Annotated in this window: 19 protein-coding genes; 5 read left to right on the plus strand and 14 right to left on the minus strand. The window is 65.1% G+C overall.

Annotated elements, in window-relative coordinates:
* Positions 1-190: 190 nt before the first annotated feature.
* The 3 genes from groL to QFZ94_RS27305 all read right to left on the minus strand — a co-directional run bounded on the left by groL (position 191) and on the right by QFZ94_RS27305 (position 2,981).
* A complete protein-coding gene (groL, locus tag QFZ94_RS27295) occupies positions 191-1,831 on the minus strand; it encodes a chaperonin GroEL (RefSeq protein ID WP_013088588.1) in 1,641 nt (546 codons plus the stop codon).
* Between the two features lie 53 nt (positions 1,832-1,884).
* Complete coding sequence (gene groES, locus QFZ94_RS27300) at positions 1,885-2,175, minus strand: co-chaperone GroES (RefSeq protein WP_008923887.1); 291 nt, start codon at positions 2,173-2,175, stop codon at positions 1,885-1,887.
* Between the two features lie 416 nt (positions 2,176-2,591).
* On the minus strand, positions 2,592-2,981 hold the full coding sequence (locus QFZ94_RS27305; RefSeq protein WP_429460752.1) for a hypothetical protein: 390 nt from the start codon (positions 2,979-2,981) through the stop codon (positions 2,592-2,594).
* Between the two features lie 319 nt (positions 2,982-3,300).
* Here QFZ94_RS27305 and QFZ94_RS27310 point away from each other — a divergent pair, with 319 nt between their 5' ends.
* Complete coding sequence (locus tag QFZ94_RS27310) at positions 3,301-3,918, plus strand: hypothetical protein (protein ID WP_429460754.1); 618 nt, start codon at positions 3,301-3,303, stop codon at positions 3,916-3,918.
* A gap of 346 nt (positions 3,919-4,264) precedes the next feature.
* Here the strand turns inward: QFZ94_RS27310 and QFZ94_RS27315 are convergent, their stop codons facing one another.
* A complete protein-coding gene (locus QFZ94_RS27315; protein WP_429460755.1) occupies positions 4,265-5,440 on the minus strand; it encodes a hypothetical protein in 1,176 nt (391 codons plus the stop codon).
* Between the two features lies 1 nt (position 5,441).
* On the opposite strand from QFZ94_RS27315, the gene QFZ94_RS27320 reads away from it, so the two are divergent.
* Positions 5,442-5,846 (plus strand): hypothetical protein, encoded by a 405-nt coding sequence (locus QFZ94_RS27320; RefSeq protein ID WP_429460756.1) that lies wholly within the window; start codon positions 5,442-5,444, stop codon positions 5,844-5,846.
* A gap of 102 nt (positions 5,847-5,948) precedes the next feature.
* Here the strand turns inward: QFZ94_RS27320 and QFZ94_RS27325 are convergent, their stop codons facing one another.
* The 5 genes from QFZ94_RS27325 to QFZ94_RS27345 all read right to left on the minus strand — a co-directional run bounded on the left by QFZ94_RS27325 (position 5,949) and on the right by QFZ94_RS27345 (position 13,551).
* Positions 5,949-8,192, minus strand: a complete 2,244-nt coding sequence (locus QFZ94_RS27325) for a polysaccharide biosynthesis tyrosine autokinase (RefSeq protein WP_429460758.1) — start codon at positions 8,190-8,192, stop codon at positions 5,949-5,951.
* Between the two features lie 50 nt (positions 8,193-8,242).
* Positions 8,243-9,385, minus strand: coding sequence for a polysaccharide biosynthesis/export family protein (locus QFZ94_RS27330; protein WP_368587666.1), 1,143 nt, complete (start codon positions 9,383-9,385; stop codon positions 8,243-8,245).
* Positions 9,386-9,424: 39 nt separating this feature from the next.
* The gene (locus QFZ94_RS27335; protein ID WP_429460761.1) at positions 9,425-10,810 is read right to left on the minus strand and encodes an undecaprenyl-phosphate glucose phosphotransferase; all 1,386 of its coding nucleotides are present in this window, start codon (positions 10,808-10,810) and stop codon (positions 9,425-9,427) included.
* Positions 10,811-10,863: 53 nt separating this feature from the next.
* Positions 10,864-12,465, minus strand: a complete 1,602-nt coding sequence (locus tag QFZ94_RS27340) for a sugar phosphate nucleotidyltransferase (RefSeq protein WP_410851317.1) — start codon at positions 12,463-12,465, stop codon at positions 10,864-10,866.
* A gap of 90 nt (positions 12,466-12,555) precedes the next feature.
* Positions 12,556-13,551, minus strand: coding sequence for a helix-turn-helix domain-containing protein (locus QFZ94_RS27345; RefSeq protein WP_429460763.1), 996 nt, complete (start codon positions 13,549-13,551; stop codon positions 12,556-12,558).
* 879 nt (positions 13,552-14,430) lie between these two features.
* Here QFZ94_RS27345 and QFZ94_RS27350 point away from each other — a divergent pair.
* Positions 14,431-14,580: a hypothetical protein gene (locus QFZ94_RS27350; protein WP_176109418.1), complete on the plus strand. Its 150-nt coding sequence runs from the start codon at positions 14,431-14,433 to the stop codon at positions 14,578-14,580.
* Positions 14,581-14,597: 17 nt separating this feature from the next.
* On the opposite strand, the gene QFZ94_RS27355 is transcribed toward QFZ94_RS27350, so the two are convergent.
* The 5 genes from QFZ94_RS27355 to QFZ94_RS27375 all read right to left on the minus strand — a co-directional run bounded on the left by QFZ94_RS27355 (position 14,598) and on the right by QFZ94_RS27375 (position 20,165).
* Positions 14,598-16,103, minus strand: a complete 1,506-nt coding sequence (locus QFZ94_RS27355; RefSeq protein ID WP_429460765.1) for an MFS transporter — start codon at positions 16,101-16,103, stop codon at positions 14,598-14,600.
* A 73-nt stretch (positions 16,104-16,176) separates the two neighbouring features.
* Positions 16,177-17,424 carry a CaiB/BaiF CoA transferase family protein gene (locus QFZ94_RS27360; RefSeq protein WP_429460767.1) on the minus strand — a complete coding sequence of 416 codons (1,248 nt, stop codon included), beginning with the start codon at positions 17,422-17,424 and terminating at the stop codon, positions 16,177-16,179.
* A complete protein-coding gene (locus QFZ94_RS27365; protein ID WP_429460769.1) occupies positions 17,421-18,437 on the minus strand; it encodes a hydroxymethylglutaryl-CoA lyase in 1,017 nt (338 codons plus the stop codon). Before QFZ94_RS27365 ends, QFZ94_RS27360 begins: the two co-directional genes overlap by 4 nt.
* A gap of 276 nt (positions 18,438-18,713) precedes the next feature.
* Entirely contained in the window at positions 18,714-19,607 is an 894-nt protein-coding gene (locus QFZ94_RS27370) for a LysR family transcriptional regulator (RefSeq protein ID WP_410851313.1), read from the minus strand.
* Positions 19,608-19,802: 195 nt separating this feature from the next.
* Complete coding sequence (locus tag QFZ94_RS27375) at positions 19,803-20,165, minus strand: lysozyme inhibitor LprI family protein (RefSeq protein WP_429460771.1); 363 nt, start codon at positions 20,163-20,165, stop codon at positions 19,803-19,805.
* 452 nt (positions 20,166-20,617) lie between these two features.
* Between QFZ94_RS27375 and QFZ94_RS27380 the strand changes: the two genes are divergently transcribed.
* Positions 20,618-21,265, plus strand: a complete 648-nt coding sequence (locus QFZ94_RS27380; protein WP_410851311.1) for a LysE family translocator — start codon at positions 20,618-20,620, stop codon at positions 21,263-21,265.
* 260 nt (positions 21,266-21,525) lie between these two features.
* Positions 21,526-22,314 (plus strand): sulfite exporter TauE/SafE family protein, encoded by a 789-nt coding sequence (locus QFZ94_RS27385; RefSeq protein ID WP_368624144.1) that lies wholly within the window; start codon positions 21,526-21,528, stop codon positions 22,312-22,314.
* Positions 22,315-22,359: the final 45 nt, after the last annotated feature.

Below are 22,359 nucleotides of genomic sequence, written 5' to 3' on the forward strand. Positions count from 1 at the left end.
CGTCCCGAAGCGCTCACCGGCCGCCACATCAACCCGACGCCCAAACGAAAAAACCCGCCTGAGCGGGTTTTTTCGTTTGGGGAAACGCCTCGCGGCGCACTCCCCCTCATGGACTTCCAACCGGGCCTCGTCCGTGATCCAGACGCGCGGCAATTCAACCACGCGACCGGACCACGAGGCCCGAGCGGAATTACATGTCCATGCCCATGCCGCCCATGCCGCCGGGCATGCCGCCAGGCATCGGAGCATCTTCCTTCGGCAGTTCGCAGACAGCTGCGTCGGTCGTCAGCAGCAGGCCAGCAACCGAAGCTGCGTTTTGCAGCGCCGTGCGCGTCACCTTCGTCGGGTCCACGACACCTGCGTCAACCAGGTCGACGTACTCGCCGGTCGCTGCGTTGTAGCCGTAGTTGCCCTTGCCAGCAGCAACCGCTGCCACGACGACGCTCGCTTCTTCGCCACCGTTGGTGACGATCTGGCGCAGCGGCTCTTCCATTGCGCGCAGAACGATCTTGATACCTGCGTCCTGATCGGCGTTAGCGCCCTTCAGGCCAGCGATCGCCGTACGTGCACGGATCAGCGCGACGCCGCCACCAGCGACGATGCCTTCTTCCACAGCTGCGCGCGTTGCGTGCAGTGCGTCTTCGACACGTGCCTTCTTTTCCTTCATTTCGACTTCAGTCGCAGCACCGACCTTGATCACTGCAACGCCGCCTGCCAGCTTGGCAACGCGTTCTTGCAGCTTTTCACGGTCGTAGTCCGAGGTCGCTTCTTCGATCTGCTTGCGCACTTGCTTGACGCGAGCTTCGATGTTCGCTGCTTCGCCAGCGCCGTCGATGATCGTGGTGTTTTCCTTGCCCACTTCGATACGCTTCGCCTGGCCCAGTTCAGCCAGCGTTGCCTTCTCGAGCGTGAGGCCGGTTTCTTCAGCGATGACCTGACCGCCGGTCAGGATCGCGATGTCTTCCAGCATCGCCTTACGACGATCGCCGAAGCCCGGCGCCTTGACAGCAACGGTCTTCAGGATGCCGCGGATGTTGTTGACCACCAGCGTTGCGAGCGCTTCGCCTTCGACGTCTTCAGCGATGATCAGCAGCGGACGGCCAGCCTTCGCGACTTGTTCCAGAACCGGCAGCAGATCACGGATGTTCGACACCTTCTTGTCGTGCAGCAGCACGAACGGGTTGTCGAGCACGGCAACTTGCTTGTCCGGGTTGTTGATGAAGTACGGCGACAGGTAGCCGCGGTCGAATTGCATACCTTCGACGACGTCAAGTTCGTCTTGCAGCGACTTGCCGTCTTCGACGGTGATCACGCCTTCCTTGCCGACCTTGTCCATTGCCTCAGCGATGCGCTCGCCGATCGACGAATCGCTGTTCGCCGAGATCGCGCCAACCTGGGCGATTTCCTTGTTGGTCGTGCACGGCTTGCTGATCTTGCGCAGTTCTTCGATTGCGGCTGCAACAGCCTTGTCGATGCCGCGCTTCAGGTCCATCGGGTTCATGCCCGATGCGACGTACTTCATGCCTTCGCGGACGATCGATTGCGCGAGAACCGTAGCGGTCGTCGTGCCGTCGCCTGCGTTGTCGCTGGTCTTGGAAGCGACTTCCTTGACCATTTGCGCGCCCATGTTCTGGAGCTTGTCTTTCAGTTCGATCTCTTTTGCGACCGACACACCGTCCTTGGTGACCGTCGGGCCGCCGAAGCTGCGCTCGAGGACCACGTTGCGGCCCTTCGGACCCAGCGTGACCTTCACGGCGTTGGCGAGAATGTTCACGCCTTCGACCATCTTGGCACGGGCGGAATCACCGAATACGACGTCTTTAGCTGCCATCTTCTAACTCCTTGAATACTTTGGATATAACCGGGGAAGTAGCGACGTTGCGCTTACTTCTGCACCACGGCCATGATGTCTTCTTCGCGCATCACAAGCAGTTCGTTGCCGTCGACCTTGACGGTCTGGCCTGCGTACTTGCCGAACAGGACGCGGTCGCCGACCTTCACGTCGAGGGCGATCGCTGCGCCCTTGTCGTCGCGCTTGCCCGGGCCGACTGCGAGGATTTCACCTTGATCCGGCTTTTCCGCTGCGGCTTCGGGGATCACGATGCCCGACGCGGTCTTGGTTTCCTGATCCAGACGCTTGACGATCACGCGATCATGCAAAGGACGAAGGTTCATACATACTCCTCTCTGATTGAGACTGAAGAACGCTGAGAAAACCCGGCTGGACGAGCCAACCGGAGATGTTGTTAGCACTCTCGTGCAGCGAGTGCTAATTATATGGACGGGTAGTGACAAATTCAAGAAGTGCGGAGGAGCGACACCGCGGGCGGGGTTTTGCCCGACCGGCGGGGTGCGGGCGCATCGGCGCAGTCATGCGCGTGACCTGCGAACCCGAGCAAAAACAAATACTTGCAGCGAGGTTCGTGGCCTATCGCCGCAGCGAGAAGGGGCGGTATCGCAGACAAACAACAACCGCGCACCGTACTCCATCCCGTCGGATCTCCTATTTCCAGGGAAAACCCCCGTCCGGTCGAGCATAAGGTCGCAAGGCCCGTACGGCCCGCGACACCGACCGGCTCATCCGGTTCGACTCACTTCTGCGCAGGCGGGCGCAACGCATTACCTGCCATCCACTTGAGCCGTTCGCAATTGAGCTTGATGCGCGCTGCGAATTCCTTCGGATCTCGCTCGCGCAGTGCGTTCATCTGGCTATTGGTGTCGTCGCCGCGATGCCAGCCCGCGTCCCAGCGCTGATCGAAATCGGTCGCTCCGGTCAGCACCTTTCGGAGCCGCTCCTTATAGGCGCCGATCCGCTCGGGCGACGCGCCGCAAAACGCCTGCGCGAAATTCGCCCGCTCGCCCGCCGTCTCCGCGCTCATGTTGGCGTCGCTCGCGCCGCTCGCGAGCGGCGCCGCGAGCGACAGCATCGACCAACAAAGCGCAGCGCAAAGCGGTCGATAGCGATACGATAGGTTCTTCATCTTCGACTCCTGACGATCCTTCGTGGCGACCAGGGATTGTCCCGATCTGCAACGCCGCTTCGCCGATTGTGTCCTGATTGCACTGCACGATGGCGTTTTCGCGCGCTATTCGATGCATCGCGCGGCCAAGCCGCGGTGCTACGCTCGTTAAAGCGGCATTCGCGACGTGCCCTTCCGGGGAGCCGTGGCACGAGCACCGCAACGCCACGGCCTATCGGCAGGCCGCGACAGAAACACGAGCGCCAGGCATCAACAACAAGCTCGAAACGACACGAAATCAAACACAAAAAGGCGAGACATCGCTGCGGGAGTGACTGCGATGGCATTTAAAACATATACCGTACTGACGCTATTGGTGACGAGCACAGCCGCGTTCGCGTGGCGGCCAGTCACCTATCCGATCCGAAGTCAGAGCCCTTACGAGCGCAGCATCGATAACGCGATGTGCTACGCCGAGGCGAACCGCGTGACCGGGGTCAACATGGCCCACGAGTCGCAGATTCCGCCGCGTCATCCGCCGGCGGCCAAAGGTGCGTCGACCGGCGTACCGTCGAAACCCCCGCTTCCCCCCAGTTCCTTCTCGGCCACGCCGCTGCCGTGGAACGCGAGCGCGCCCGAAGCCGCGAGCGCGCCGCTCGCCGGCGCGCAAGCGCCTGGCGGCGCATCGTCGACGAAACCCGTGAACGAAGCCGCGGCCGGCGCCAGCGCGCCTGGCGCGCCGGCCACCGCGGCGGCGAATGCACCGCCGAACGCATCGGCGGCGGCACCGGGCGCAACGTCGGTAGCCGGCGCATCGGACGGAGCGGCCGCTTCGACGCAGGCCAACGCGGCGTCGAACGTGAAGCTGCCGCCGCTGCCCGCGCCCGAGCCTCCGATGACCCGCTATTGGGCCGCCTACGGCGCGTGCATGCAGGCGCGCGGTTACGTCGTCCAGTAGTTCGGCCGACGCCGCCTGCGAGCGTCGTCGCATTCATTCTTTTTGATGGCGCCGGCCTTCGGCGCCAGTGGAGCGACACGGCCATGCCGCGCGACTCGACTTCCGACCAGCCGTTTTTCCATCACTGCGCATACTGCGGCGTGCCGCTGCCGGGCCGTTTTTCGCCGTGTCCCGCATGCCATGCGCTACCGATCGATTCGTTCGATACCGACGACAAGCCCGGCGAGCGCGCCGCGCGATCCCGGGCGCTGAGCACATCGCGCGCGCAACTCGACCCGCTGCCAGCGGCCGCGAGCTTGCCCGCGGACCGTGCGTCGCGACGCTCTGCGCAAACGAAGATGAGCCCCTACGAACTGCTCGACGAGGCCACGTTCGAGCCGGGCGGGCGTCGACGGCGGCACCCGCTCGCGCTAACCGCGGCCGCGCTCGCGACGCTCGGCGCGGTGTATATCGGCTTCGCTCTTCTCGACGACGATGCGAACGTCGACACGCCGGTGACGGTCTTCGGCACGGTGCACCCGGACAACCCTAGGCAAGTCCCTGCGCAGGACGTTGCGCAGAATGCGGCGCCGCCGGTTGCCGCGGCGCCTACGCCCGTGGCGCCGCAGCCCGCGTCGATGGTCGCGCAAGCGCCGCGTCCTGTTGTCGTCGCGCGGCAGCAACCGGCGAACGTGCGGGCGCCTGTCGCGCCATCGGCGCCACAGGTCGTGGCGACCGCGCCTGCCGTGGCGCCTTCGGCATCGTCCGTCGTTTCGAACGGGCCTACCGTAACGCGCTCGTCAACGCCAGTCGTGGCGGCGGCGCCGAACGTGGCGCCATCCTCGTCGCCCATCGTTGCGACGGCGCCGACCGTCGCAGCAACCTCACCGCCCGTCATAGCGACCGCGCCAACCATGACGCGGTCGTCGCCGACCGTTGTGGCGACCACGCCGACCGCCGCGCCATTCTCACCGCCCGCCGTGACGACCGCGCCTACCGTGACGCGATCGACGCCGACCGTCGTGGCGACCACGCCGACCGTCGCGCCATCCCCACCGCCCGTCATGGCGACCCCGCCAACAGTGGCGCGCACGGCACCGACCGTCGTCGCGTCCCCGCTTACCGTGACGCGATCGGCGCCGCCCGTCGCGGCGTCCGCGCACACCGTAGCGCGATCGGCACCGCCCGTCGTCGCGTCCGCGCCTACCGTGACGCGTTCGTCACCGCCCGTCGTGGCGACCGCGCCGACCGTCGCGCCATCCTCACCACCCACCGTGACGCGCTCGTCACCGCCCGTCGAGGCGACCACGCCCACCGTAGCGCGCTCATCACCACCCGTAGTCGCGACCGCACCCGTCCCAGCGCGACCGTCAACGCCAGTCGTTGCGACCACGCCGCCCGTCGTGCCATCGTCTCCACTCGTCGTCACGACCGCACCCACCGCAGCACCAACGCCGAAATCGAGCGCGGCCGTCGCCGCGCCCACGCCGCGCGGTACGGCGGTCGCGTCGATCAACACCAACCCCAGCAGCAACACCGACACGATGGCCGCCCCGCTCACGCTAGCCGACAAACAGCGCGCCGATGCAGAGCGCAATCTGATCGCCGCGCGCGGCTACCTGCAACGAGGCAATCTGTCGGCGACCAAAGTGCGCATCGCGGCGGCCATCACCGCGCAGCCCGATAATCGCGACGCGCGCCGCATGCGCGCCCAGGTGAGCACGCTAGAGCAGCAGCGCGACGCGTTGCTGAGTCTCGCGCGCGGTTGCGGCAACGTCGGACATTGGGAGTGCGCGTCGCGCAACGCCAACGAAGCGTTGCGGATCGATTCGAGCAGCAAGGCCGCGCAGCGGCTCGCCGCGCTCGCGGCGAACGAGTCGGCGTGGCAGACCATGCAGCCGACGGCGGAAGAATCGCGCGCATTGCGCGATCTGCTGCGCCACCACTAAGCTAAGGATTGCAAGGGATCCCGCGAGATGGCGGCACAAAGATGCCGCCAATCACGCCCGCCCGCACGGCGCCCCGAGAGATGCGCCGCGCGGTCGGCCGTGTCAGCCGGCGATGCTGTCGTAGCCGTAATAGCCGCCCTGATACCCCGAGCCGAGGAACGCGGCTTCCTGCGGCACGTCGGTGAGCAGCACGCCGCGCAAGCCGACGCCACCGTTACGCAGGCGTTTGGCGGTTTCGATGATCTCGTGCAGCGGCTGACGCCCATGCCGCACGACGAGCAGCGACGTCGCCGCGTATTTGCCGATCAGTGTCGAATCGGTCACGGCGAGCACCGGCGGCGTATCGATGATCACGACGTCGTATTGCGGCTTCAGCAGCTCGAGCATCGCCTCGAAGCGTCGGCTCATCAACAGCTCGGCCGGGTGCGATGGCAGCGTGCCTTTCGCGAGCACGTCGAGGCCGGGCAGCACGTCGCGCTGGATCATCGCATTGAGATCGCCGCCGCACAGCACGTCGGACAGTCCCGGCCGATGGCTGACGCCGAAATGCGAATGCACGTCGCCGCGCCGCATGTCGCCGTCGATGATCAGCACGCGCTTGTTCGCCGACGCGACCAGCGTCGCCAGATTCACCGACAGGAACGACTTGCCCGCATCGGGCCGCGAGCCGGTGATCATCACGACGTTATTGGCCGCATGATCGAGCGACAACTGCAGCGACGTGCGCAGATTGCGCACGCCTTCCACCGCGAGGTCCTCGGGCGCCTGCTGCGCGAGCACATGCTGCCCGCGCAGGCGCAGCGACACCTTTTCCTGCAGGCGCAATTGCGTCTGGCTGCGCGGCACCACCGCGAATACCGGCACGCCGAGCATCCCCTCGAGTTCGTCCGGGCGTTCCACGCCGCCGCGCATCGCGCGCTTCAGGAACACCAGCAGCAAGCCGAGCACGAGGCCGCCGCCGAGCGACATCAAAATCACCAGCATCCGCTTCGGCCGCACCGGATCGTCGGGCGTTTCGGCGAAGTCCACCACGCGCACGCCGCCCACCTGCCCGGCCTGCGCCACCCGCAGCCGCTGCACGCTGTTGAGCAGGTTCGTGTACAGATCGGTGTTCACGTGCACGTCGCGCTGCAGACGCAACGCGGTCTGCTCGGTGTCGGGCATCGTCGAGACGCTGCGGTTCATCGTGCTCTGCGCGCCCTGCAATGCGGCGATCTGCGCATCGAGCGCGGCGACCGTCGGATGGTTCGGCGTGAACTTCTGCAATAGCTCCGCGCGCTGCTGCTGCAAATCGAGCAGCTTCGTCTTGTTGTCGACGATCTGCTGCAGCAGCAGCCTGCTTTCCTCGCCGAGATCGACGGTGCCATGGGTATTGCGGAACTTGCCGTAGCGCTCTTCCGCATCGTCGAGCGCCTTGCGCGCGGCGGGCAGTTGCTGCTCGAGATACGCGAGCGTGTGATCGGACTCGCTCGAACGGCTCGCCAGATCCTGGCGCACGAACTGGCGCGCCACGTTGTTGACGGTCGCCGCGGTCAGCGCCGGGTCGGCGCCTTCGAGGCTCACGCGGATCACGCCGGAGTCCTCGGCCGTCTCCTGCACGACCATCGTCTTCGCCAGACGCTCCACCGTGCCGAGCGTCGAAGCGCGCGTCAGTTCGAAACGCGAGCCCGGTGCGCCGACCAGTGTGTCGACGTGCAGCGTGATCGGCCCGACCGCGGTGTCGGTCCGCACGGTCTCGCCGACGCGCCCCGACAGAATCGCGCTGCCGTGAGGATCGCGCAGCATGAAGGTGTTGCCGGCGCCCGCAATCAGCGTGAAGGTCTCGCCATACAGGTCCTTCGACACGTCGAAGCGCGACACCGCGATGCTCTCGTTGCCCCACGCGAAGCCGCGCAGGTTGATGAACGACGGCAGCCGGAACCACCAGTGCCCGTTCACGAGTCCCGCGATCTTGCTGCCGATCACCGGCAGATAACGCGGCTTCGCCGTGATGTCGAGGTGCAGCGCGCGGACCGCTTCCTCGGTGACGAGACGCGACTTCAAAAGCTCGATCTGCGCCGCGGTCGACGGCTTCGAGTCGTACGCGCCGGGAAGCGGCGATGCCGCATCCCGGCCGTTCGCATTGACGTTCGCCGCGTTCGCCGTCCTGTCCTGAACGTGAAACAGCACGTCCGAACGATAGACCGGCGGCGTGAGGAACGCGTACGCGCTACCGAGCGCGAGCGCGATCAGCGTCACGATGAGGATCGTGCGCCAACCGCGCACGACCGTGCGCACGTAGTCCGACAGATGCAACTGCCCCGGTTCATACACGCCGGCGTAGCGATTTTCGTAATTGATTGCCATGTTTTTCACCCAACAAGGCCTGCCGGTTCAGATATCGCGTCACACCTGCGTCACTTCGACACGACGACTCCCGTCACTGCCGCGTTGATCGCCGGCAACAGCAGGTTCAGCACGCGGTTGAAGCGAACGAGACCGCCCTGGCCGACGTACACGATGTCCTTCGGCTGCAGCTCGAACTGGTTCGCGAGCAGCATCGCCACCGGCGAGGTCGCATCGAGATGATAGATCTGCGGCGACTCGCTGGTCGAATTGCGGATCACGAACAGTTGCTGCCCCGAGGCCGTGTTCGAGTCGAAACTGCCACCGTCGGAGATCGCCTGCGACAGCGTCAGCGAACCGTTGCGCAGCGGCAGCACCGTGGCCGGCTTGTTGACTTCGCCCATCACGTAGACGCCGCTGTCTTCGCGCGCGTTCACGCGCACGGTATCGCCCGGCTGCAGATAGATTTCCGACGGATTGCGGCCGCGTTTGACGAGGTCGTCGATGTTCAGCCTATAGGTCGTGCCGTTGCGGATCAGATCGACGCGGCTGCGATCCGCGGTCGTGGTGAAGCCGCCGCCCAGGCCGATCGCGTTCGTCAGCGACATCGGGACGTCGTTGATCGATTGCGTGCCCGGCGTGCGCACTTCGCCATCGACATAGACCGTCGCGTTACGGAACGACGCGACGCGCACCGTTATCTCAGGCTTCTGGTACACCTTGCTCAAACGCTGATTCAATTCGCGCTGGATCTGCGAGACGGTCTTGCCCACGACGTGCAGTGTGCCCGCATACGGAAACTGGATGTCGCCGGTTTCATCGATCAGGAAGCCCGGCATCGCATCGCTAGGGCGTGAATTGCTCGGCGGCTGGCCCAGAGCGGCCGCGAGTTCCGGGTGATCCCACACGACGATCTGCAGCACGTCGCCGGGGCCCAGCTTGTACGGCGCCGGCTTGCCGAACAGCCCCGCCGTCTCCGGCGGAAGTTGGGAAGCCTTCTGATCGGCACCAATCTTCCTCAGCAGTTCCAGATTGATATCGGTGATCGGAATCTGCTTCTGCTGCGAAGCTTCGGTACTGAATTCGCCACCCGTGTCCTGAATCCCGGCCGGCGTGATCATCCGTTGTCCCGGCACGATTTGGCATCCGGAAAGCAATACTGCTGCACTAGCGAAAACCACAAGACTTCCTGTGCGAAAACCAAGTGAGCTCATGATCTTTACTCCTTCGCCCCGAGGCGTTGTTATGACTTTCTAATAAGCGTTTCGATGCACCAGTCCGGCGACAATCGTCGCGCCGATGATCCGCATATCGAGTGCGAACGACCAGTGACCCAGGTAGTACAGGTCATGTTCGACGCGACGCTCCATCTTCTCGATGCGGTCGGTTTCGCCACGGAAGCCGTTGATCTGCGCCCAGCCCGTGATTCCCGGTTTGATCCGGTAGCGATTGATATAGCCCGCGACCACCTTCTGATAGAGGTCGTCGTGCTCGAGTGCATGGGGACGCGGTCCTACGACCGACATGTCGCCACGCAACACGTTGAAAAATTGCGGCAGCTCGTCGAGGCTCGTGCGGCGCAAAAACGCGCCCACTTTCGTCACGCGCTTGTCGTTGCGCGTCGCCTGGCTCAAGGTGCCCTTCGCTTCGGTATGCACGCGCATCGAGCGGAACTTGTAGATCGTAAACACGCGGCCGTCCGCGCCCTTGCGCTTCTGTTTGAACAGCACCGGTCCGCGCGACGAGAGCTTCACCGCGATCGCGATGCAAACGAGCAGCGGCGCGAGGGCCACGATCGCGGTCGCCGCGAACAGCCGGTCGAAAATTTCCTTCTTCAGCATCGCGTTGGCCGACAGCGGCGAGGCGACCAGATTGATCGCCGGCACGCCGAGCAGATCGACCACGCCGCTGCCTTCGAACAGCGAATGGCTGCGCACGTCCGGCATGAAGCGGATATTCACGAGGTCGTCGCGGAACTCGTCGATCAGCGCGCAGATCAGCGGCTCCTCGGACAGCGACAGCATCAGCCATAGCTCGTGCACGTCGTTGGTGCGGATGTAGTCGGCCAGCAGATCGACGCGATCGAACACCGGCACGCGCGGGTTCGTCACGCCGGAGTCGTCCGGGCGCGTGTTGTAGACGGCGGTCGCGCGAAAGCCCGCGCTCGGCGCCGACTCGATGCGGCGCAGGATCGCATCGCACTGCGAGCCGCTGCCGACGATCGCGACCTGATGCAGGTTCATGCCCGCGCCGCGCGCCCGCGCGAGCACCGCGTGCGCGATCACCCGATTCGCGATCAGCAGGCCGCCCGTCGTCGCGGTCCAGTACGAGAACCACAGCCGCGACACGATATCGATGCGATGCAGCGAGTACATCAGCACCAGCGCGCAGGCCTGCACGATCAGCCACGCGAGCGACACCTGCCCGGCGAGCCCGAGCTTCGAGCGACCGCGCCATGATTCATACACCCCGAACGCGGGGAAGATCGCGAGCGCGAACGCAGCCGAAAACATCACCAGCGCCCAGTAGAAACCCGACTGGCCGAGATAGTCGAAACGGATCCGCGACGCCACGGTCGCACCCGCCAATACCAAAGCGACATCGAAAATCCGCGCGAGCAGATCCTGAAACTTGCGCATTTTCCTTACCTCGTTCTGCCTTCCTGTACGCAAAAAGGGTGTACATGGGCTGCCTACGGGCAGCGGCCGTAGTTGTCGTCAAACCTCACGATGTCGTCTTCGCCGAGATAGGTACCCGACTGAATTTCGATGATTTCGAGCGGCACCCTGCCCGGGTTTTCGAGCCGGTGACGCGTGCCGAGCGGAATGTAGGTCGATTCGTTTTCGCTGAGCAGGAACTGCTCTTCGCCGCGCGTGACGAGCGCAGTGCCTCGCACGACCACCCAATGCTCGGCGCGGTGATGATGCAGTTGCAATGACAGCTTCGCGCCGGGCGTCACGACGATGCGCTTGACCTGGAAGCGCTCGCCGCGATCGATCGAGTCGTAGAAGCCCCACGGGCGCCGCACCTTGCGGTGCGCGTCGGCCTCCGGCGCGTGCTGCGCCTTGATGCGCGACACGAGCCCCTTGACGTCCTGCACATGCGAACGATCCACCACGAGCACCGCGTCGGCGGTCTCGACCACGACGACGTTGGCCGTGCCGACGCACGCGACGAGCCGCCCTTCCGAATGGGCATAGCAGGACACCGCGCCTTCGAACGTCACGCGGCCGCGCCCGGCATTGCCGTTCGGGTCCTTCTCCATCGCGGCCCATACCGCGTCCCACGAACCGAGGTCGGACCAGCCGGCTTCGAGCGGGATCACGACGCCGGGCGGCATGTCTGCAGCCGGGCTTCGCGCTTGCGTCTCGCTCTGCGCCGCGCCTTGCGTTTCAGCGTTGCTCGCGCTGTCGCCTTCTGCCGGCGGCGGTTCGGTCAGGCGCTCCATCACCGCGTAGTCGATCGAATCGGCGGGCACGTCGAGGAACGCGTCGTGCGACGGCCGGAACACGTCGCCGTCCTGCTTGCCGCTCGCGAACGCGCTCGTGCACGGCGCATGCATGTCGGGCCGCAGCGACGCGAGCGTGTCGAGCCACACGCGCGCGCGCACGATGAAGATGCCGCTATTCCACCAGTAGGTGCCTGCCGTCAGGTATTGCCGCGCGATTTCCTCGGCGGGCTTCTCGACGAAGCCGTCGATCGCGTGGCCGCCAGCGGCCAATGCCGCGCCGATGCGGATATAGCCGAAGCCGGTGTCGGGACGCGTCGGCGGCACGCCGAGCGTCGCGATCGCGCCCTCGCTCGCGTGGTGCGCCGCGCACGCCAGTGCGCGCTGCAGCGCGGGCACGTCGGCAATCGCGTGATCGGCGGGCATCACGATCAGGATCGCGTCGTCGCCGGCGGCGCACGCGAGCGAGGCCGCGAGTGTCAGCGCTGGCGCCGTGTCACGGCGCGCAGGCTCGACGATCAGACGCGCGTCGACGCCGTTTTCATGCAACTGTTCGGCGATCACGAAGCGATGCTCCTCGCCGCACACGACGATCGGCGATGCGTCGATGCTCCAGCCCGCCGGGAAGCCCTCGAGCCGCCGCGCGGTCGCCTGCAGCAGCGAGTCGGAGCCGACCACGTCGATCAGCTGCTTCGGAAAGTTTTCGCGCGACACCGGCCAAAGCCGCGTGCCCGAGCCGCCCGCGAGAATGACCGGGACGATGTGCGCGCAGCGCGCGCCAGCAACCCCGGCGCTTGCGCCGTTCGGCTCGACGGATCGGGCGCTCACACCTGCCTGCGTCAACATGTCTGGAATCCTCATCGGTCTGCAAGGTACAACGAACAACGGACCGGTCCCCGCCTGCACTGCGCGGTGACCGGGCTGGCTCCGTCGGCGCTACTCGCCCGCCATGCGGCGGCTTTGAATCCTGAACTCGGTCGGCGAAATCCTCATCCGCTTGCGAAACACTTTCGCGAGCCGGTCGCCGTTGCCCATCCCGGTGCGACGGGCGATCTTGTCGACCGGCAGTTCCGATTCGGTCAACAGGCTGCACGTCACCGCGAGGCGCTCGTGCAACAGGAAACTCGACGGCGTGATACCCATTTCCATCTTGAAGCGACGCAGGAAGTTGCGCTCGCTCATCGCCGCGAACTGCGCGGCATCCGCAATCGAAATCGCCTGCTGGCAGTTTTCCTGCAGCCAGCGCGCCGCAGCGCGAACCTTGTCGCCGGGACTCATGCCGCCGTCCTCGCCGAGCAGCGGCGCGAGGTTCGTGCACGAGTCCGACAGCAGCCGTTCGGCAGCCGAGCGCGCGGTCGCGTTGCCCAGATCGCGCTTAATCATCGCGAGCGCACTGCGCATCGATTCCAGCCGGTCGCTCAGTTCGACGGCGCCCTGCTCTGCGGGACCCGCACCATTCCTCGCCACAGTTGGCTGGCGCAGGTCGCTGCCATCCTTGTCCTCGGGCAGCGCCGCCGCGTCGAGCACCGCGCGCCCTTCGGCGATCGAGCGGATCATCGAGGTGTTGTGGCGCACCCGCCGCAGCCATCCGAGCAGCCGCTCATCGCGCGCCGCCGACGCCGCGCCCTTGCCGCCCGCCACATAGAGCGCATCGAAGCCGACGTAATGGCGCGCGTCGAGTCCGTCGGTCCATACGCGCAACCCCGACGACGAACTCACCATGCCGCCGTCGGCGGATAAAAACGAAACGTCGTACAGCCACGCGCCCGAACCGGAAGTGGAGAGCTCGTTGGCAGCCTGGAAAACCTCGGCGATAACTCCCGCTCCTTGCAGCGAGCAGTCGTTGAACAACAGAATCGCGACACGACGCACGCCCTTGTTCGGCGCATGCACCCAGCGCAGCATTGCAGACTCCAGACTCGCGCAGGTCATAGTCATCCTCTCGACAGAAAACGATCAACTACACCTTTTACGATCACGCACAATGCGAACTCCGCGCAGTGCATCATAGCGACCACCTCCGGCGCTCTGCCGCCATGTCCGAAAGTGCAGACATATTGGCACTATGACTACGTGATCGGCCAGTGCAATTCGGCTCAATACCGAAACGACCGTCTTTTCAATGGATTAATCGTCTATCCGCATATGGTTGAATATGCACTCGTGAATCTTAATGCAATTTAAAAAATGAATGCGTACGCCAGCGCACACTGCGGGGCTACTCGAAAAACGGCGTGTCTCCGCTTAATCCACCTGGCAGAGCGTATTTTAAAAGCGATTTTTTGCCGGAAGTCGCCGGCGATGAGTGGAACAAACTCCACCCTCTCATGTGAGGCCGGCTTCTCGGCAAGCTCCCGTAACCCATCGACGCAAGCACGGCGCCACCGCCCATTCCACCGTTCAATACAAGCACTCAACGCGCCAGAAAAAATTATTTAAATCATTTTTATTGACGGCCGGAATATAAAGACGGCGATTAACGTTTCAGACCTGAAACATGGATATCGGACAACTTTAGCGCCACCGCAATAGGCGCGCCAATGGCGGAATACATCGGGTGCGGCCGGGTGCATTTCCGCCAACCGATTGCGGAAATGCACTATGAGGTTCTTCGCAAGGATGGTCGCGGACAGCGAACGAAGTCCGCTTTCCCGTTACGCAACGACGGTGACACCATCGAGAACGCGCCGCGTCATGGCACGTTGCGACGATAGTTCGGCGTCGCCTGACAGGCTTACGGCGGGCAAGCGCACATAGATGTGATGTTGAACGGGTTACGATGCCCCCGACCAACGCGCTGGAACCGCGCACATGAACGGCATTTCATGGATCACGCTGATACTTGCCACGATGATCGGCGGGTTCCTGTTCGCGATGATCGGCGTCGTGCTGCTTGCGCTGCTGCTCGGCAACGTGTCCGACCGGCTGTCGAGCAACGACGAGACTCGCCAGGACTCCTAAGGCCTGTCAGACCCGGGCTACTTCGAAATATCCTCGAGCGCGACATCGCGCGTCTTCGGCCCCAGCGTACCGATCGCGACCATGACGACCGCCATCGCCGCCGAGATGAACACGAACACACCGTTCACGCCGAAGCGGCCGAGGCAGGCGGCGATCACGAACGCCGAGAACATCGCCGAAATCCGGCTCCACGAATAAACGAAGCCCACCGCGCGCGCCCGGATGCCGGTCGGAAACAGCTCGGCCTGGTACGCGTGATAGCTGTACGAAATGATGTTGCCCGCGAGCACGAGGCACACGCCGAGACTCACGAGCAGCACCGTCTCGCGCGCCTGGCTGAACGCGAGTCCGCACACGACGTTGACCGCCGCCATCCAGATGATGACGCTCTTGCGCTCGAAGCGATCGGCGATCAGCAATCCCAGCAACGGCCCGAGCGGCGCCGCAATCGCGATGATGCTCGCGTACATCAGACTCGTCGTCACCGTAATGCCTTGCTTGATCAGCAGCGTCGGAATCCAGTTCGCGAAGCCGTAGTAGCCCATCGTCTGGAACACGTGAAAGAGGATCAGCATCAGCGTGCGCTTGCGATACGGCGGCACCAGCAGATCGCGAAACGCCGCCCGCGCGCGCACCGGTTCGGGCAGCGCGGGCTCGGGCAACGGCAGGCCGCATTGGCGCTGATACTCGCGCGCGACGCGTGCTTCGAGACGCGTCATCACCGCGTCGGCTTCTGCGAGGCGGCCCTTTTGCGCGAGCCAGCGCGGGCTCTCCGGCAAACCCCTGCGAATCCACCACACGACGATCGCGCCAATCGCGCCGATCAGCACGACCACACGCCAGCCATCGAGACCGAACACGCGTTGCGGCACCAGCAGATATGACAGGAACGCGACGATCGGCACCGCGCAGAAGCCGACCGCCTGCGAACACGCCGAAGCGCGCCCGCGAATGTGCTTCGGCACGAGTTCGGAGATATACGCGCCGATCGTGACGATCTCGACACCGATGCCGATCCCCGCGATGAAGCGCCAGCAGTTCAAGCCGAGCGCCGTGTGCTGGAACGCCATCACGACGTTGGCCGCCGTGTACCACAGCAGCGACCACGTGAAGATCGCACGGCGGCCGAAGCGGTCGGCGAGAAAGCCGCACGCCGCCGTGCCGATGAACAGGCCCGCGAACAGCGCGGCGATGAAACTCGCGACGCCGCTCGTGCCGAACAGACCACGCGTCGTGGCGGTGAGCAGGCCGCTGTGCACGAGGCCCGGCGCGATGTAGCCGGAGTACATCAGGTCGTAGAGTTCGAAGAACATGCCGAAGCTCAGCAGCATCACGAGCTGCCAGATCGTGCGGGTCGCGGGCAGCCGGTCGAGCCGCGCGGAAATCCGCGCGCCATCGAGCGCGATCGCGGCGGCGCGGTCCGGCGCTGACGCATCGGCGCCCGCGTCCGTGGGTGAGCCATCGAGCGCGCCGGCCGCCTCGCCGAGCGCAGTGGCGTACATCGCCTGATTCGACGATTTCATCGTCCGTCTCCAGAGTTTTTGGTTTATTGCCCGTTGCAATGGGCCAAGCGCGGCATGACGCTCACGCAGCCGCTCATGCAGCCGCGCCCGGCGCCCGCGATTGCACGCCACCGCTCAGCTCCGCGATCCGCGCGTCGTCGAAGCCGAGTTCGCGCAGCACGTCGACGGTGTGCTCGCCGATCTTCGCGATCGGCTGGCGCGGCCCGAGACGCGCACCGTCGAGCGAAATCGGCAGTAATGGCATCGCGGTTTCGCTGCCGTCGTCGAGCGTCAGCGGCACGAGGCCGCCGCTCGCATTCAGGTGCGGATCGTCGAACAGTTCTTCGGGCTTCGTGATCGACGCGAACGGAATGTGATTGCGCTCGAACAGCGGCACGAGCGTCGCGCCGTCGAAGCGGCTCAGGCTTTCGCCGAGCGTCTGCAGCAGCCAGCCGCGCGCGAGCACGCGGTCGTTGTTGGTCGCAAGGCGCGCATCGGCGAGCAGATCGTCGCGCTCGAGAATCGCGCACAGCGCGCGCCACTGCGCGTCGCCGGTCGCGGCGACGAACATCTGCTCGCCATGCGCGAGCGTGAACACGTCGTAGACGGCCCAGGCGCTGATGCGCTCGGGCATCGGCGCGGCGGCCACGCCGGTCGCCGCGAACTGCTGCATGTGCTGCGCACTCAGCAGCACGCAATTCTCGAACAGCGCGCTCTGCACCTCCTTGCCGCGGCCGCTCGCGTGCCGCTCGTGCAGCGCGGCCAGCACGCCGATCGCGCCGAACATGCCGCCCATGATGTCGTTGACCGAGCTGCCCGCGCGCAGCGGACGGCCCACCGGCCCGGTCATGTACGCGAGACCCGCCATCATCTGCACGACTTCGTCGAGCGCCAGACGATGTTCGTACGGACCATTGAGAAAGCCCTTATGCGACACGTAGATCAGCTTCGGATTGCGCTCGCGCAGCGTCGCGTAATCGAGGCCGAGACTCGCCATGCGGCCGGGTTTGAAGTTTTCGACGAAGACGTCGGCGCTATCGACGAGTTGCTTCAGCGCGGCGAGACCGGCTTCGCTGTCGAGATCGAGCGCGACGCTTTTCTTGTTGCGGTTGAAGGTGCGGAAAAAGCCCGCGCCGGTGCCGAGCAGCCGGCGTGTGCTGTCGCCGCGCGGCGGCTCGACCTTGATTACTTCGGCGCCGAGGTCGCCGAGAATCATGCCGCAGGTCGGGCCCATCACCATATGCGACAACTCGATCACGCGGATGCCCGCGAGCGGCAACGTGCCCGGCTGCGGCGAAGACGTCGAAGACGAAGCGGAGGTAGCGGAGGAAAGCGGAGTCATTGCGGCACCTGCGGAATGGAACAATGGGAATCACGTAAAGATCCGGAGGACCCGGCGGATTCGCGCGCGGCCGGTTGCGCGTGCGCGAACTGCTTCGGCAATCCCGCTCGCGCGAGATAGCCATACAGCGGTTCGCCCGGCAGCGCCTGGGCGAGCACCGCGCGCGAGGCGAGCAGCCGCGCGATGTCGATACCAGTGTCGTAGCCCATGCTGTCGAGCATGAACACGAGGTCTTCGGTATTGACGTTGCCGGTCGCGCCTGGTGCATGCGGACAGCCGCCGAGACCGGCCAGCGACGCATCGAATTCCCGAATCCCGTGCTGCAGCGCGACCAGCGTGTTGGCGAGACCGAGGCCGCGCGTGTCGTGGAAATGCAGCGAACGCAGTTTGTTGCCCGCGACGTCGCGCACCAGCTCGATCACCTCGCCGACCTGGCGCGGCGTCGCCTCGCCGGTCGTGTCACCGAGCGCGATCACGTCGGCGCCGGACTGCATCGCGGCGCGCGCGATCGCGGCGATATCCGCGTACGGCACGGCGCCTTGCAGCGTGCAGCCGAACACCGTCGACAAACCGGCGATCAACTCGACGCGGCGAGCACCAGCCGAAGACGCGCGATCGATCAGCTCACGCATCGCGGAGAACGCATCGATCATCTCGGCGGGCGTCTTGTGCACGTTCGCGACGCTATGCGCGACGCTCACCGAAATCGGCACGACGATGCGCTGTACACCGGCATCGAGCGCGTGCTGCGCGCCCTTCAGGTTCGGCACGAGCGCCGTGACGCTCAGATCGTCATAGCTACGGGCGTGCGCGACGACGGCGGCGGCGTCGGCCATTTGCGGCAGCAGCTTTGCCGGCACGAACGACGCGACTTCCATATGGCGCACGCCGGCCGCATACGCGGCGTCGATCCAGCGACGCTTGTCGTCGGTGGACATGATGCGGGCAATGCTTTGCAGACCGTCGCGCAGACCGACTTCGGTCACGACGACACGCTCGCGGGCGTCATTCATCGGTTTGAATCCTGGATGTGGACGCGGGTTTCGGAGATCCGCTGAGTACAAGTGATGCGCTAACCGGATCACAGCGTGCCCGCGTGCCGGCGCGCGGCAAAGTCTGCATTGACGACGCCCGACATCGCCGCTCGCGATGGCCGCCCAGGCCGAGGCGGCGGGCTTTCGCGCCCGCCTGGGTGAAATGCTTAGGGGTTTGTCTGGAGAGGTGAGGAAGGGCGTCGCCCGGGAGGTATCAGGGACTGTCGGTGCGAGTGACCGGGTGCGCTGTCCGTCTTACCTGGCGCCCAGTAAATGCTCGAGCAAACGCGCGGCCGCCAGCGTCAACGCCGCGCGATCGCGCATGCAAATAACAAAACGCCGCTCGGCCCACGCCTCGCGCAAGGGCACGGCGACGATGCCGTACTCGTCGGCCGCATGGCGCGGCAGAGCCTCGCGCGGCAGGATCGCGACCGCGAGTCCCGCCTGGATGAAGCGGTAGGCGGCATCGAACGTCGATACATAGGTGCGGTAATTCAACTCGCCGCCCTTCTCCAGCGCGATGCGCTGCATCAGCGCATTGACCGACGCATTCGAGGCGAGCCCCAGATGATCGAATCCGAGCGTCTGCTCAAAGCCGACCTGCGTCTCACCCGCGAGCGGATGCGCGCGCGGCACGATCAGCGCCAGATGGTCGGCGCGATACGGCAGCGTGTCGAGACTGCCGAGCGGCACCGTGTCGCGACAGATGCCCAGATCGGCGACGCCCTCTTCGAGCCCGCGCACGATGTCCGCGCTGACGCGCTCCTCGACATCGACCCGGATCGCCGGATTCGCCTGCAAAAACGCGGACAATGCCTCGGGCAGAAACTCCACCATCGACGATACGTTCGCCAGCACCCGCACATGGCCACGCGCGCCGGCCGCGTATTCGCTGAGTTCGGCCTGCAGGCGTTCGTGGCCGCGCATGATGAGCCGCGCGTGGCGCAACAGCGCTTCGCCGGCGGCGGTCGGGCGCACGCCGCGCTGGCTGCGCGACAGCAGTGCAACGTCGACGAGCGCTTCGAGATCGGCGAGCCGCTTGCTGACCGCCGACGGCGCGATGAACTCGCGCTCCGCCGCGCGCGCGATCGTGCCTTCCTCGCACACGGCGATGAACAAGCGCAGCGTGACCTGATCGATTTGCCACATCGGCGGAGCGGATTCGGGAGTTGGGAGTGGGGGAATTATGGTTCATCGCGGAAGGCCGTGGAGGGCTTCTGTCGCTTGCGGTGCGGCTATAACCACGGCTTGCCGGGCAGAAACAAGCAGTTGAACAAGCAATTGACGCTCGAATGGAAAGCCTCGCAAGGCGAGGCGACTCGTGTGAGGCGCGGTTGCCTTTCCTTAGTCTTCAGTGCTCTGAAGATCACTTATCCGCTCTTTCGTTATGCGCGCCATGCAATCCCAAAACGTCACATAACGCATCGATGCTTCGCCTAATGAATAGGTCTCAGCGTAACACTGATTGTCGCGATATTCGACCCATGCCCTTTGTCCATTCTCAAAGTAAGGCAATGCGACAGGATTGTTATCGGCCTTCAAATCAACATCGCCTTTGCTCAACTCAGCTTCCGACGTTTTGATTGTGGAATTCAATTTTGCGTAAATTTGCTCGAAATTCCTTTGGCTGCAAACAGCGATATCGGCAGTTGATGCGTGCTCACCAGTCCTGCAGAGGCGGTCGATCTCGTCGTTACTGCTGCTCAAAGCGCATCAGGCATTACACCACCTCTCTATGACCATATAACCTCTTTTGATTTCCCGAAAAATACCTGGCGAATTAACCATGCAAACAGAGGCGCGGTCACCCCCTATAATTTGAGACAAAATTTTCTTGACAGACATTAACGATTGCTCTGGCCATCTCATTTTTTGACGAATTTTTACGATATAACGACAAAAAAGGCGGCATTGAGCCGCAATACCGTTCAGTTGAACAACTCAGCGGCATTGTTGTTTTTCTCTGGCTAAAACCGTTGTAACCGACGCGGCGATATTAGCTTTCATCGCCATGCTGGCCGATCCGCTGAAGCGAATCATCGCGCGGTGAGTCTTACCCTCCACCCTTGCCCGCGATTTCCGGTCTGGCTATGCTGGCGAGTGCGCCCGCAGCCTGCAGGCGACTGCCCCAACCAGAACAACCGCTCGAGAACCTGCTCATGTCCACGACCAGTTTGTTTTTCACCGCTGCAGGCGTCGGGCTGGCGATCGCCGCGCCGGTCGGCCCGATGGGCATGCTGTGCATTCGTCGCACGCTGACCGGCGGCCCACGCGCGGGACTCGCGATCGGCTTCGGCATCGCGAGCGGCGACGCGGCCTACGGGCTGATCGCCGCGCTCGGCCTCGTCGGCATTTCGCAGTTCATGCTCGCGTACGACCGTCCGCTGCATCTGCTCGCCGGCCTGTTCCTGCTGTATCTCGGCGTGCGCGCACTGCTGCAGAAACCGCCCGCCGAAAGCGCCGACGGCAACGGCAACAGCAATGGCAAGCTCGCGCAGATCGGCCGCGCCGGCGCGCTGCGTGCGTACGCGAGCGCGCTGCTGCTGACGCTGACCAATCCGCAGACCATCATCATGTTCGCGGCGCTGTTCACGACGCTCGCACCGCGCGGCGCGTTCTCGCCAGCCATCGCGCTGACGACGGTCGGCGGCGTGTTCGCCGGTTCGATCGCGTGGTGGTGCTGTCTGGTGACGATCGTGTCGCTCGCGCGTCATGCGATCGGCAGCAGGCTGCGCCACGCGATCGATCGCGTGGTCGGCCTCATGCTCGCGGCGTTCGGCGTCGTCGAAATCCGCCGCGCGCTCTGAGCGGCGCCTCGCACCCGATGCGGCGCACCCGCGCCGTAGCCACCGAACGCGGCCCGTTGCCGGCCGCGACGCGCTCCCCTGAGTAAGTGCCGCACGCGGGCGCGGCAGTTTTGCGACAATAGCGCCTTTCGCCGCTCAGGCGTCGGCCGACGCGGCCGTGCAGCGCACCGCACACCGCCGCCGCCAGCCGCCAGCCGCCCGGCGCGTCCGCCGGCCTTGCCGCCCAACCCTTCACCCGCGCTGCGTCAGCTGTCCGCTTAATGGCACTTCCCCACATCGATCTGCTGTACTCCGTCTCCGGCCTGTTCGTCGGCTTTCTGGTCGGGCTGACGGGCGTCGGCGGCGGCTCGCTGATGACGCCGATCCTCGTCCTGCTATTCAACGTGCACCCTGCCACCGCGGTCGGCACCGACCTGTTGTACGCGGCCGCCACCAAGGCGACCGGCACGCTGGTGCACGGCCTGAAGGGCTCGGTCGACTGGCTGGTCACGCTGCGTCTCGCCGCCGGCAGCGTGCCCGCGGCCACCATCACGCTGATCCTGCTGCATCGCTACGGAATGGACACGCCGCGCGCGGGCCGGCTGATCCAGGTCGTGCTCGGCGCGGCGCTACTGGTTACCGCGATCGCGCTGGTGTTCCGTCCGCAGCTTGCGGCGCTCGGCGCGCGCAAGCTACGCGCGCCGAGCCAAGGGCGCACGCTAGCGCTGACGATGCTGACCGGCGCGATCCTCGGTGCGCTGGTGTCGTTGACGTCGGTGGGTGCGGGCGCGATCGGCGTGACGGTGTTGCTGCTGCTGTATCCGATGCTGCCGACCACACGCATCGTCGGCTCCGACATCGCGCACGCGGTGCCGCTGACCTTGCTCGCGGGTGCCGGACATTGGCTGCTCGGCTCGATCGACTGGTCGATGCTGCTGTCGCTGCTGGTGGGATCGCTGCCCGGCATCGCGATCGGCAGCTTTCTGGCCTCGCGCGCGCCGGAAGTGCTGCTGCGCAATCTGCTCGCGGCGACGCTGACGCTGGTCGGCGTGCGGCTGGTGTTGTCGTGAGCCGCCCGCTGAAGACGCGTCAAGCGCGCACGCGGCGACCGGTGT

The sequence above is a fragment of the Paraburkholderia sp. JPY465 genome (assembly GCF_050436725.1).
Lineage (GTDB): Bacteria > Pseudomonadota > Gammaproteobacteria > Burkholderiales > Burkholderiaceae > Paraburkholderia > Paraburkholderia youngii.

Excerpts from the sequence above, each read along its gene's own strand:
- groL (WP_013088588.1), bottom strand. The coding sequence starts at position 1,831 with ATGGCAGCTAAAGACGTCGTATTCGGTGATTCCGCCCGTGCCAAGATG.
- groES (WP_008923887.1), bottom strand. The coding sequence starts at position 2,175 with ATGAACCTTCGTCCTTTGCATGATCGCGTGATCGTCAAGCGTCTGGAT.
- QFZ94_RS27305 (WP_429460752.1), bottom strand. The coding sequence starts at position 2,981 with ATGAAGAACCTATCGTATCGCTATCGACCGCTTTGCGCTGCGCTTTGT.
- QFZ94_RS27310 (WP_429460754.1), top strand. The coding sequence starts at position 3,301 with ATGGCATTTAAAACATATACCGTACTGACGCTATTGGTGACGAGCACA.
- QFZ94_RS27320 (WP_429460756.1), top strand. The coding sequence starts at position 5,442 with ATGGCCGCCCCGCTCACGCTAGCCGACAAACAGCGCGCCGATGCAGAG.
- QFZ94_RS27325 (WP_429460758.1), bottom strand. The coding sequence starts at position 8,192 with ATGGCAATCAATTACGAAAATCGCTACGCCGGCGTGTATGAACCGGGG.
- QFZ94_RS27330 (WP_368587666.1), bottom strand. The coding sequence starts at position 9,385 with ATGAGCTCACTTGGTTTTCGCACAGGAAGTCTTGTGGTTTTCGCTAGT.
- QFZ94_RS27335 (WP_429460761.1), bottom strand. The coding sequence starts at position 10,810 with ATGCGCAAGTTTCAGGATCTGCTCGCGCGGATTTTCGATGTCGCTTTG.
- QFZ94_RS27340 (WP_410851317.1), bottom strand. The coding sequence starts at position 12,465 with ATGTTGACGCAGGCAGGTGTGAGCGCCCGATCCGTCGAGCCGAACGGC.
- QFZ94_RS27345 (WP_429460763.1), bottom strand. The coding sequence starts at position 13,551 with ATGACCTGCGCGAGTCTGGAGTCTGCAATGCTGCGCTGGGTGCATGCG.
- QFZ94_RS27350 (WP_176109418.1), top strand. The coding sequence starts at position 14,431 with ATGAACGGCATTTCATGGATCACGCTGATACTTGCCACGATGATCGGC.
- QFZ94_RS27355 (WP_429460765.1), bottom strand. The coding sequence starts at position 16,103 with ATGAAATCGTCGAATCAGGCGATGTACGCCACTGCGCTCGGCGAGGCG.
- QFZ94_RS27360 (WP_429460767.1), bottom strand. The coding sequence starts at position 17,424 with ATGACTCCGCTTTCCTCCGCTACCTCCGCTTCGTCTTCGACGTCTTCG.
- QFZ94_RS27365 (WP_429460769.1), bottom strand. The coding sequence starts at position 18,437 with ATGAATGACGCCCGCGAGCGTGTCGTCGTGACCGAAGTCGGTCTGCGC.
- QFZ94_RS27370 (WP_410851313.1), bottom strand. The coding sequence starts at position 19,607 with ATGTGGCAAATCGATCAGGTCACGCTGCGCTTGTTCATCGCCGTGTGC.
- QFZ94_RS27380 (WP_410851311.1), top strand. The coding sequence starts at position 20,618 with ATGTCCACGACCAGTTTGTTTTTCACCGCTGCAGGCGTCGGGCTGGCG.
- QFZ94_RS27385 (WP_368624144.1), top strand. The coding sequence starts at position 21,526 with ATGGCACTTCCCCACATCGATCTGCTGTACTCCGTCTCCGGCCTGTTC.